This window comes from Tepidimicrobium xylanilyticum, from assembly GCF_900106765.1.
In the GTDB taxonomy this organism is placed as follows: Bacteria; Bacillota; Clostridia; order Tissierellales; family Tepidimicrobiaceae; genus Tepidimicrobium; species Tepidimicrobium xylanilyticum.
On record NZ_FNNG01000002.1, the window covers coordinates 87,582 to 99,069 of the forward strand.

The 11,488-nt window shown below is 32.2% G+C and carries 15 protein-coding genes; 2 read left to right on the forward strand and 13 right to left on the reverse strand.

Annotated features, from left to right (window positions below):
- Positions 1 to 34: 34 nt before the first annotated feature.
- The 8 genes from aroA to nadE form a co-directional block, all read right to left on the reverse strand.
- Positions 35 to 1,318, reverse strand: coding sequence for a 3-phosphoshikimate 1-carboxyvinyltransferase (gene aroA, locus BLV68_RS02595; protein WP_093750609.1), 1,284 nt, complete (start codon positions 1,316 to 1,318; stop codon positions 35 to 37).
- On the reverse strand, positions 1,309 to 2,349 hold the full coding sequence (aroB, locus tag BLV68_RS02600) for a 3-dehydroquinate synthase (protein WP_093750611.1): 1,041 nt from the start codon (positions 2,347 to 2,349) through the stop codon (positions 1,309 to 1,311). The genes aroA and aroB overlap by 10 nt, the downstream gene beginning before the upstream one ends.
- 4 nt (positions 2,350 to 2,353) lie before the next feature.
- Positions 2,354 to 3,478: a chorismate synthase gene (gene aroC, locus BLV68_RS02605; RefSeq protein ID WP_234949810.1), complete on the reverse strand. Its 1,125-nt coding sequence runs from the start codon at positions 3,476 to 3,478 to the stop codon at positions 2,354 to 2,356.
- A gap of 32 nt (positions 3,479 to 3,510) precedes the next feature.
- Positions 3,511 to 4,431 (reverse strand): restriction endonuclease, encoded by a 921-nt coding sequence (locus tag BLV68_RS02610; protein WP_093750613.1) that lies wholly within the window; start codon positions 4,429 to 4,431, stop codon positions 3,511 to 3,513.
- Positions 4,409 to 5,074, reverse strand: a complete 666-nt coding sequence (locus BLV68_RS02615) for a TIGR01906 family membrane protein (protein ID WP_093750615.1) — start codon at positions 5,072 to 5,074, stop codon at positions 4,409 to 4,411. Before BLV68_RS02615 ends, BLV68_RS02610 begins: the two co-directional genes overlap by 23 nt.
- Before the next feature lie 79 nt (positions 5,075 to 5,153).
- Positions 5,154 to 5,327, reverse strand: coding sequence for a hypothetical protein (locus BLV68_RS15630; RefSeq protein WP_093750617.1), 174 nt, complete (start codon positions 5,325 to 5,327; stop codon positions 5,154 to 5,156).
- A gap of 83 nt (positions 5,328 to 5,410) precedes the next feature.
- Positions 5,411 to 6,154, reverse strand: a complete 744-nt coding sequence (locus BLV68_RS02625; RefSeq protein ID WP_093750619.1) for a YebC/PmpR family DNA-binding transcriptional regulator — start codon at positions 6,152 to 6,154, stop codon at positions 5,411 to 5,413.
- A 70-nt stretch (positions 6,155 to 6,224) separates the two neighbouring features.
- Positions 6,225 to 6,953, reverse strand: coding sequence for an NAD(+) synthase (nadE, locus tag BLV68_RS02630; protein WP_093750621.1), 729 nt, complete (start codon positions 6,951 to 6,953; stop codon positions 6,225 to 6,227).
- A 116-nt stretch (positions 6,954 to 7,069) separates the two neighbouring features.
- Between nadE and BLV68_RS02635 the strand changes: the two genes are divergently transcribed.
- Both BLV68_RS02635 and BLV68_RS02640 read left to right on the forward strand, forming a co-directional pair.
- The gene (locus BLV68_RS02635; RefSeq protein WP_093750623.1) at positions 7,070 to 7,429 is read left to right on the forward strand and encodes a sulfite exporter TauE/SafE family protein; all 360 of its coding nucleotides are present in this window, start codon (positions 7,070 to 7,072) and stop codon (positions 7,427 to 7,429) included.
- Positions 7,426 to 7,773, forward strand: a complete 348-nt coding sequence (locus BLV68_RS02640; protein ID WP_093750625.1) for a sulfite exporter TauE/SafE family protein — start codon at positions 7,426 to 7,428, stop codon at positions 7,771 to 7,773. The genes BLV68_RS02635 and BLV68_RS02640 overlap by 4 nt, the downstream gene beginning before the upstream one ends.
- A 6-nt stretch (positions 7,774 to 7,779) precedes the next feature.
- On the opposite strand, the gene BLV68_RS02645 is transcribed toward BLV68_RS02640, so the two are convergent.
- From BLV68_RS02645 to yunB, 5 genes are all read right to left on the reverse strand, one after another.
- On the reverse strand, positions 7,780 to 8,172 hold the full coding sequence (locus BLV68_RS02645; RefSeq protein ID WP_093750627.1) for a CoA-binding protein: 393 nt from the start codon (positions 8,170 to 8,172) through the stop codon (positions 7,780 to 7,782).
- Positions 8,173 to 8,211: 39 nt separating this feature from the next.
- Positions 8,212 to 8,859, reverse strand: a complete 648-nt coding sequence (locus BLV68_RS02650) for a YigZ family protein (protein WP_093750629.1) — start codon at positions 8,857 to 8,859, stop codon at positions 8,212 to 8,214.
- A 116-nt stretch (positions 8,860 to 8,975) separates the two neighbouring features.
- On the reverse strand, positions 8,976 to 9,416 hold the full coding sequence (locus tag BLV68_RS02655) for an NUDIX hydrolase (protein ID WP_093750631.1): 441 nt from the start codon (positions 9,414 to 9,416) through the stop codon (positions 8,976 to 8,978).
- Between the two features lie 68 nt (positions 9,417 to 9,484).
- Positions 9,485 to 10,780, reverse strand: coding sequence for a GTPase HflX (gene hflX, locus BLV68_RS02660; protein WP_093750633.1), 1,296 nt, complete (start codon positions 10,778 to 10,780; stop codon positions 9,485 to 9,487).
- Positions 10,781 to 10,830: 50 nt separating this feature from the next.
- The gene (yunB, locus tag BLV68_RS02665; RefSeq protein WP_093750635.1) at positions 10,831 to 11,484 is read right to left on the reverse strand and encodes a sporulation protein YunB; all 654 of its coding nucleotides are present in this window, start codon (positions 11,482 to 11,484) and stop codon (positions 10,831 to 10,833) included.
- Positions 11,485 to 11,488: the final 4 nt, after the last annotated feature.

Consider the following 11,488-nt stretch of genomic DNA (forward strand, 5'->3'; position numbering starts at 1 on the left):
ATTAGTTTAAAAATAAAAAATCAAACAAATAGTATCATAGATTAAATAAGGTATTATAAAAATCTGGATAAGAAATATTTACACATTCATAATTATTGATTTTAGATTCCCCCTGGGCTAAGAGGGCTGCAATAGATAAAGCCATAGCAATTCTATGGTCATTGTAGGAGTCTAAACTAGCACCTTTTAATTCCTTTACACCGTCTATTATCAGCCCGTCAGAAAGCAGTTGAATTTTAGCTCCCATCTTTTTTAATTCTCTAGATATGGTCATTAATCTATTGCTCTCTTTATATTTTAATTCCTCCGCCCCTTTGATTACAGTTCGTCCCTCAGCAAAGCATGCTGCTACTGTAATGATTGGTATTTCATCAATTAAGGTTCCTATAACATCTTCATCTATTAATATGCCTCTTAGTTTCGACTCGGTTATTTGGATATCTCCAAAGGGTTCATTATTCACAATATCTTCATTTAAGATCCTTATATTGGCTCCCATTTTCTTCAAAACATTAATTATACCAACTCTAGTTGGATTAAGACCTACACCCCTAATGATAATATTAGAATTCTTGATTAGGGTAGCAGCAACTATGAAATAGGCAGCTGAGGATATATCTCCAGGAATTGTTATATCTTTCCCCGTCAAAATATTATTTGAATCCATATAAATTAATCCATTATTATTAACTATCTTACAGCCAAAATAGTTTAACATTCTTTCCGTATGATCTCTAGAAATTTTGTCTTCTCTAATCCTAGTAGACCCTTTAACATATAAAGTAGCCAATAGTATTGCAGATTTCACTTGAGCACTAGCCATTGGCAGCCGGTAATCTATTCCTTTTAATCTATTCATGCTTGGTTCAATCATTAAAGGAGGAAATTTATCCTTTCTTCCTTTTATATTCCCATTCATCTGTTTTAAAGGATTTATAATCCTATACATAGGCCTTTTGGATAAGGATTCATCACCAGTTAAAGTTGAACTGAAATCTTGTCCCACCAATATTCCAGCTAAAAGTCTCATGGTAGTACCTGAATTGCCACAATAGATTTCTGAAATTGGTTTTTTGAGACCTTTAAGTCCAACTCCTTCAACATATATTTTTTCATCATCTTTTCTAATATTGACCCCCATTGACTTAAAGGCTTCAATAGTCCTTATAACATCTTCAGACATTAAAATCCCTTCAATTGTTGAATGGCCATTGGCTATAGAACCAATCATTATGCTCCTATGTGAAATGGATTTGTCGCCAGGAACCCTAATCTCTCCTACAAACTTCTTTGAATTACCTTTTATTATCAAAACCACTCACCCTTTAGGCTATTTATTATCAAATCCACATCCACATCATTGAATATACCTACTTTTCCTTTTCCAATAGGTAAAATAAGTATAGTTTGATCATTTAATTTTTTCTTATCATTCTCCATTATTTCTAATAAATATTTGATTTCCAAATCATTAAATTTTAATGGTGTAATTAGCTTTGTGAGGGAATTATAAATCTCCCAAAAATAATCATCATCTATTAGCCCCACTTCCTTACCAATATATGATTCATATATCATACCTAAAATCACTGCTTCTCCGTGATTATATTGGCTGAAATCAAAATAGCTTTCGATGCTATGACCAACAGTATGCCCAAAATTTAATATCCTTCTTTCCCCTTTATCAAACTTGTCCCTGCTTACTATATCTTGCTTTATACTAATAGATTTATTTACTAAATCTAGTAGAAAGTGTTCGTCTTTATTATATGCTTTTGAAAGGTTTGAAGAGATATAATTGAATAAATCATAGTCTGCAATTAAGCCATATTTTAATATTTCTGCTAAACCAGAGGTTATATCCCTATTGGATAGGGTCTTCAATAATTGTATATCGATTAAAATTAGTTTCGGAAAATGGAAGGAACCAATTATGTTTTTGAGCCCCTTATAATCTATACCCACTTTGCCTCCGATACTACTATCCACTTGTGCTAACAAGGTAGTTGGAATTTGAATATAATCTATACCTCTTTTAAATGTGGCTGCAACAAATCCTGTTATATCGCCAACTACTCCACCTCCAAAAGCAATAATCAAACTCTCTCTATCGATTTGATTCTCTATCAAATCATCATATATGGATAAGACCACATCTATGGATTTGCTTTTCTCTCCTGGTGGGATGGAATAGAACTTATAATTATAGCCCTTTAACAGGCTGGATAAGTATTTGCCATGATAATACTTTACATTATGGTCGGTTATAATATATAAGTTGTCATATCCATTATCTTTAAAATAAGAGTCTAAACCTGCTAAAATATTATTGCCTGTTAGTATCTCCATAATATCACCTGTTTTCTATAAGCTTATTATAATTATTAAAATTATCTTTCATCTCTTCTATGCTGTCTCCACCAAATTTCAAAGTCATTTCATTAGCTAATATATAGGCCAAGATATTTTCAGCAACTATGCTAGCCGAAGGTACTGCACAAACATCAGAACGCTCAAACTGGGCTACTGTTTCTTCTTTAGTCTCAATATCTACAGTTCTTAAAGGTTTTTTCAGAGTAGGAATGGGCTTCATAACTGCTCTAATTACAATGTCTTCCCCATTAGTAACCCCTGCCTCTATACCTCCAGCATTATTGGTCTTTCTATAATACCTTTGGCCATCATAAAAAATTTCATCATGCATTTGGGAACCTAGTTTACCACAGGCATCAAAGCCTAACCCAAATTCGACTCCCTTTACTCCAGGAATGCTCATTATGCCATAGGCAATTTTACCATCGATTTTCCTGTCCCAATGGGTGTAACTCCCCAAGCCTATGGGTACATTTTTAGCTATTACCTCTATAATACCTCCTAAAGTATCTCCTTTTTCCTTTGTTTTATCAATCATTTCAATTATTTCTTTTTCCTTATCCTTGTCCAAAACCCTTATAGGCGATTCGTCTACTTTAAGCAAATCCATTTCCTTTATATTGGAATACACTTCCTCTGAAATCTTTACATCCCCAATTTGTATTATATGGCTATAGATCTGTATATTAAACTCCTTTAATAATAATTTACAAGTGGCTCCCAAAGCAACTCTCATTGCAGTTTCCCGAGCACTAGCTCTTTCTAACACATTCCTACCGCCTTTAAGATTATACTTTAATGTGCCTGTCAAATCTCCATGGCCTGGTCTAGGTCTTGTTATTTCAATTAATTCTATATTCTTCCCCCGGTTTTCAATCATAAAAGATATTGGGTTTCCAGTTGTATAACCTCTATCTATTCCAGATAAAACCTTTACTAGATCCTTTTCAAGAGCCATCCTATTACTTCTTCCATAACCCCTCTGCCTTCTTTTAAGTTCTCCATTTATGAATTCTGCATCTAAGAAAAGATTAGATGGAATGCCTTCTATTATGCCAACCAACCCATCACCATGGGATTCACCAGCAGTTAAGTATCTAATCATAGGAAATCACCTTCCATAGAAATAATATTAGATTATACATCATTTTTACCCTTCTCCATATATGTAGATAGGTTATAAATACCTATTATAATCCCAAAGCAAATACAAATAAAAGACATAATCCTATAATAGGTAGTATAGGAAACAAAGGGGGAAATTACATATAGAATTAACCCTAATAGAATAAATTTGTATATCCTATCCCTTTCATAAAATGTAAACTTTTCTTTAATACTGCCCCTTTTATTCTTATATCCGTCTATTATCATTTTTTCTACTTCCACTTTCGTTGGATATCTATCAACGGCTTTCAACATCTTAATTATCCCATCAAAATCTATTAACAGATAATCTAACTCATCTCTAACCTCTTCAGAAAAATAGGAATTAGTAATGACAATACCTTCTTCCAGCTTCTGCCTCTCCATTTCCTCCTTAAAATATCTTAATTCCTTTAAACTAACCCTATCTTCCATTGAATTCTTTATACACTTAACACCATAAACCTCTCCATTGATAAGGGCTGTGAAACCAATATGGCCACTGTTTTCAATTAGTTTAGTGTTATAATATATTTCCAACAACTCCTTAATGTAGGCAAGGAAATCCCGATTATTATATTTAGTAACCTCTTTAATAATATGCTTTCTAGCAACATCTTCATTTATTTCTTCTATCCTCTTATATCTGATTCTCCCTTTCCAAACCACTAGAAATACCAAGAATACTCCCATTACTATAAAAGTCAAAAAAATGGATAAAATTGGTCTCCTCGTAGAATTAAAAATGGTTATTAAGAAAAATAAAGTTAATCCTACAATTAAAAAAACCCAATCAATTAAGGAAGCATGTATACTCTTCCCATCCTTAATCCGATTTGAATAGTAGCTATTTAAAATCAATTGCCTTCTCAATCTTTTAAAATAATCTTTAAAATTTAACAATTCTTTCATTGTGATCATTTCCCTTCTTCATAAATCTAAATCCAATTATTTGTATTATTGACAATAGAAATAGAAATAATAATACAATTCGGATAAAAATATTTATGAAGAAGTTTTCAGGCAACATCTGTATCAAGAGGTCTGTTTTCGGATTCAAAAGCCATAGATCATTGCTAAAAAAAATCAGGTGAAAATAGGTAAAGTATTTATTAAAATCTAATAAGGATAAAAGAAATAACAGTAGAAAAGAACCATGCCAAATAAAAGGTCCATAGAATAATGCAATACCAAGACTTTTTTTGCCTTCTTTTATCAAAAGAAGTCCTATGATAATCATAGATATTATAAAGGTTATTTGCTTTAGTATATATCCATATTCAAAAAGATATTGCACGTCTTCCATATGCCTTATTTCCCTTTCATTGAAGTATGGTGAAAGAACTTGTCCATCTAGGCCATCTTTTAAATAGTTTAAAAGCACTTCAGTAATTTCTTCTAACTCCTCCATGGTTTTTCCCGTTATGCTGCTAGTATTATTTTTTTCATAAGAATTTAAATATGGCTTCATATTAAATGTATTTGCTTCCAAGCTTTTCAAAAAAACATAAAAAGGCAATGTGATTGCTAATAAAATTATTAAAAACCTTCTCAATTAAATCCCCCTTCCTATATTATGCAATTTATATATATGAAAGTCTACAAAAAAAGATTGAAAGACGAACTTTCAATCTTTATCCCATTGCCCTTTCCAATTTGTCTAAATACTTAATTGGAAACATCCTCAATAGCTCCTTGTATTGTTCTACAGTAAGGCCTTGTACAGTAGTATATATTTCTATCTTTTCATCTACATCTGCCTTTCTAAATTTTTCCTTAATTGCCTCAAAAGTTTGGTTTACTGCCATTAGTTCCACTCCTTGCATTCTTATTATATTTCCTCATATTATTATGTTTAAAGGAGTGTTTTTTATACAGAAAGAATTTAGTTTTATAACTCTAAATCGTCGGGAATTTCCCAATTATGGTAGACATTTTGCACGTCATCGTTATCTTCCAGCGTCTCAATTAATTTTATCATATTCTTTATATCTTCTTCATCCTTTAGCTCAGTTGTATTCTGTGGTAAGAACGCTAACTCAGCTACCGAAAACTCATAACCACTATTACTTAAAGCATCTCTTATATCATTAAAATCTTCAGGGCTTGTGATAATTTCATAAACTCCATCCTCGCTGCTGAAATCCTCAGCACCCAGTTCTATAGCCTGAAGCATAAGCTCTTCTTCATCGATATTTTCATTGGCTTCTACTACCAACAGGCCTTTTCTATCGAACATAAAAGAAACACAGCCAGTTTGTCCTAAGTTACCACCAAATTTATCAAAGGCATGTCTTATATCAGAAGCAGTTCTATTCCTGTTATCAGTGAGACAGGATACGAAGACCGCTATTCCGCCTGGTCCATAGCCTTCATAGACTATGCTTTCAAAATTTTGTCCATCAATTTCTCCACTGCCTTTTTTAATTGCTCTTTCAATATTTTCATTTGGCATATTAGCAGCTCTTGCCTTTTCTATGGCTGCTTTTAAAGCTGGATTATATTCTGGATCTGCTCCACCCTCCCTTGCTGCGACCATAATATATCTGCCTAATTTAGTAAATTCCTTAGCCCTTCTAGCGTCTTCTTTTCCTTTTTTATGTTTAATATTATTCCATTTTGAGTGACCTGCCATTTTATTTCACCATCCTTAATATTCCATTTGTTTATTATTTACAATTTATTAATTAATCATCAACTTATTCTTAATCAAATTTAGGTATGAAAATGGGTGGATATTTCCTCTTATGTTGACTATTTTGACTCATCCTTTCAATTTTCCTTACAATCTCTGTAGGACCAGTCTTGTTTAATATATAATTGTCCAATACATCATACCCAAATCCCATTTCATCTTCATCTTTCTGATTTTCCCATAAACCCGCTGAAGGAGGTTTTTCTATTATTTCCCTTGGTATATTTAAAAACTCTGCCATTTGATAGATTTCGCCTTTCACAAAGGAAGCTAATGGCAATAAATCTACACCACTATCTCCATGCTTAGTAAAATAACCTATTGCAAATTCGCTTCTATTGCTGGAACCAACTACAAGGTAGTTGTAATTTTGGGCAAAGTAATATAGAGTTGTCATTCTCAATCTAGGTTTTATATTGGCTAGAGCTAACTTGCTTGGGTTTGTCAGATTTACTGCCTCAACTAGTTCATCGAATGTTTTGGAAAGATCAACCCTTTCGATTTCTAAGTTTAATACCTTTGCAACTAACAAGCCATGTTCTTCATCTTCTGGATTACTATGACAAGGCATTATAATACCTAAGGAACTTTCTGGGAAAGCCCTTTTAGATAAACCAGCTACCACTGCAGAATCTATGCCTCCGCTTAATCCAAATACCAAACCTTTTCCTCCTGCATTATTTACCATCACTCGTAGCCATTCAACTATATCCTGGCATATTTTTTCTATCTTTTCCATCCCACTACCTCCAAGGTATAAACAATTTTGGGTATAAGTTATTCATTTATGGTAAGGCTAATAATTAGTTAGAACAGGTTTATAACCTAATTAATTATACCATAAAGGAGTCCATTATGCATTCAAAACCTTTAAAATTAGTAATAATAGGATTAATAACTGGATTAGTCAACGGATTATTCGGTTCGGGAGGAGGAACTTTAGTAGTACCTGCATTAGTATTCCTGTTAGACCTTAAAGATTATAAAGCCCACGCAACTGCCATTTCAATTATATTGCCTCTGTCAGTAATTAGCTCCTACATATATTTGAAAAATAATATTATCCCACTTAACATTTCCTTAATTATAGCTTTAGGTGGCATAATTGGCAGTTTCATAGGAGCAAAACTTCTAAAAAAGGTGCCCGTTCCAATATTAAGAAAAATATTTGGAAGCCTTATTATCTATACCGCTTTGAGGATGATCATCAAATGAAACTATTTATAATTGGAGTTATATCCGGGATAATTAGTGGTATGGGCATTGGAGGAGGTGCAATTTTAATCCCTTCTTTGGTCTTTTTTAGTTCTTTAAACCAACAGCAAGCTCAAGGTATCAACTTAATAGTCTTTATTCCAGTAGCCATTACGGCCTTAATAGTTCATATTAAAGAGAAAAATATAGAATTAAAATACTCTAAGTGGGTTATATTAGGAGGAGTGGCTGGCTGCATAATAGGTTCAATTTTGGCTATAAGTTTAGATTCAGATTCCTTAAGAAAATATTTTGGAGTTCTTCTACTCTTTATTGGAATATATGAATTTTTAAAAAGGAAATAGATTGACCTATTTCCTTTCACCTTTAAGAAGTGTAGCTAGTACACAGTCATCGTATATGATTTTAAAGCCTAATTTTTCCGCTTTATCAATTACCTCTTGATCAAAAGTACCAGGCTGAAACCACAAATACTCAATACCTAATTCCTTAGCTTCATCAATAACGTTTAAACTAACCTTTGGAGAAACTACTAAATCTACTACTTCTATATTTGTTGGTACATCTTTTAAAGTTGGATAAATCTTCTTATTATGGATATAATCATAATTAGGATTTACCCCATAAGTTTCGTAGCCATTATCTAGTAATATTTTCCATATTTTGTACCCAAATTTCTCTTCATTTGGGGTAACTCCAACTACAGCCCAAACTTCTTTGCTCATCATTTCGTCTTTTACCATAATATCACCTCCATAATATTTACCCCCATATTGGTATCGTTAATCTGCCATTCTTTTACCATCTTTCATTGCTAAGTACTCTTCTCCTTCATATTCAATTACTGCCCTACCGCTAGTTAAATCCGTGATAACCTTCTTAAAAAATCCTACTTGAGAATTGTCTATGTAAACATAAATGTTTACTCCATCATCATATACTATTTCATCAACAATATAACCATTAGTCATAAGATAATTTTCAACTGTACCATAAATATTATAATCTATCCTTAATTTTAATTTGGTATGGAAGACCATGTCTACTATTATGCCTGCCTCTAACCCGATCTTTGCTCCCTTAGTATAAGCTCTTATAAGTCCGCCAGCTCCTAACTTTATTCCACCAAAATATCTGGTAACTACTACAACCACATTTCTAAGATCTTCCTTTTTAATTACCTCTAAAGCAGGTATACCTGCAGTTCCAGAAGGTTCCCCATCATCACTAAACCGTTGAATATTGTTATCTTTGCCTACTACATAAGCGTACACATTGTGGGTAGCATCTCTATGTTTAACCCTAATTTTATCTATAAAATCTAAAGCATCTTGTTCTGTTTCAATAGGCAATGCATAACCAATAAACCTGGATTTGTTTATAATGATCTCATCTTCTCCATATCTGTATATAGTTCTATAATTCCCCATAGGACTTCCCCTTTCAATTTATTTGGATAAATGGTATGTATTCTATTGTATAGAAACTACATATATTATAGCATAAAAAAGACAGACATTTCTCAGTCTGCCTTCATTTAATGTTACTATGCATAAATCTTTTTAATTTCATAGTCTTTATAATCTAAATATTTCTTGTAAGATAAACTCACTAAAGATTTATCTTGACTATAGGTAATCATCTCTATAGCCTTTTCAACAGGATAGAAGTCTCCTCCCTGAAAACCTTCTTCTTTATTTATATCTACACGGCCCCCTATTGCTTCCATAACATACCATATAATTATATTGCACACTGCCTGTTTTCTAGACAATGAAAAAAATTCGTAACTAGTCTCTCCAGCAGTAGATACAATGGCTGCTTCAATACCCGTTTCATATTTTACACGATTTATAGCAGTCTCAGTTGGAAGAGAGCCGTTACGAATTTTCCCTTTAGGTAAAACCCATTCATTTTTTTCATTTTTTAGAATTAAAACCTTATCTCCATCGAAAACTACACCACCAGCACAATTTCTTACAATCATGGCAACCATCCTCCTTTTTAATATTAATATTATCATACCCAAAAATACAAAAATATTCAATTAATTTTTTATATTATTTCATCTTTAATCACATACCTTGAATATCTATTATAATCTGTTAAACTGATGTTTAATCTTATTTTGGTTCCATTTGCAGAATATTCAACTGAAGAAACTTTATAATTTTCTAGAAAATAATTTACTAAATTTTGTGCATCATAGGGTATAAGTAAAGTTACATCCTTGTATTCTATAGGTAAATTATCCTGTATCATCTTCAATAACTTATCTAAATTAGTGCCTTCCTTGCTAGATATGAATATTTTTTTATCTACATATTTGCCATCGTATACTAGATTGCTAATATCCGTTTTATCTATCTTGTTAAAAACGGTTATTATGGGTTTATCTATTACATCTAATTCTTTTAAAATATCCATTGTCGTCTGAATCTGTAGGTCTAAATTAGAGTTGGTAACATCTACAACATGGAGGATTAAATCTGCATACTTTATTTCTTCTAAGGTACCCTTAAAGGCTTCAATTAAATGGGTCGGAAGTTTGTTTACAAATCCTACGGTATCCGTTATTAGAAAAGATTGACCATTAGGCAATCTCCCCCTTCTTAAGGATGTGTCAAGAGTTGCAAAAAACATATCATATTCGAATACTTTTTTGGATTCGTCATATTCCACATCCATTTCAATAATTCTGTTTAACAAAGTAGATTTTCCAGCATTAGTATAACCAACTAGAGCTACTATAGGTAAGCTAGATTTTTGCCTTCTTTTTCTCTTTATATCTCTATTTTTTTTAGCTTCTTTTAGAGCATTCTCTATATTTTTAATCTCTCTTACTATATGACGGCGGTCAGTTTCAAGTTTTTGCTCTCCAGGTCCTCTGGTACCAATACCTCCACCTTCTCTAGAAAGATAATCCCTTAATCCTACCAATCTAGGTAAACGATATTTTAGTTGGGCTAATTTCACCTGAAGCTTACCTTCCTTTGAAGTGGCTCTCGTAGCAAAAATATCCAAAATAAGGTTAGTTCTATCTATGATCTTTTTATCAATAATGTCTTCTAAGTTTCGGAGCTGTGCACCAGACAATTCGTCATTAAAAACTACAGTGTTAATATTTAATTCTTCACAATAGTTTTTAATTTCAATAGCTTTACCTCTACCTATAAAATAGGCGGGGTCTATGCTCTTTTTCTTTTGAATAATCCTACCTAATACTTTGCCTCCTGCTGCATAGACTAGTTCCTCTAGTTCATCCATTGAATCCTTAATATCGATGAAATCTGTTTCTAATTCAACTCCAACTATTAAAACCCTTTCCTCATTTATTGGTTCTAATACCAATTTATCACCCTTTCAGAACATTTTAATGATTCTCTATAATTATTATATCATTAATCTACTATATTTAACAGTTCATCTTCCGGTATATTCACGTATTGATTAGGTACATCTCCAACTATAATGGTTTCTGCTATGGGTATATTGGTAGTAATCCTTAAATTTTCTGATTCAAGAGGGACTATCATTCTAATATCTGTAACTACTATTATATAAATTCTATGCCTCGTCTGATTAATGCCTGTAGATTCAAATTCAGTTGCAAAATCTACCGAAACTGAACCTTGGGGAATTATCCTTATTTTAACGCTAGGCAGATTGATCAGTTGAGTGTCAAAGGCATTACTTAGAGGCACTTTAATGGTGGATTCAGAAATGTTTTTTAGCTGTTTTTGTACTTCTAATGCCACTTCAGATGCAATGCTATTCATCAAAATTGTATTAGCCTGCATTAAAGTTACTTTCCCCTCATTATCGTATTTAACAAATATTAAATCGCTATATTCTATATCCCTTCTAATTTTATTTTTAATAGTATCATTTATAGTCTCCGTGGTTACAGACCTAGCTTTTATCTCCGCTACAGCTTTTACAGTTGGAACGATTTTTTTATCGATAAATTTGTAGATGTATAGTATTATCAATAAAATGGTTATAATCCATAATATCAATCTTTTTCTTCTTATTTTGCTTATATAATATTTCACAAAA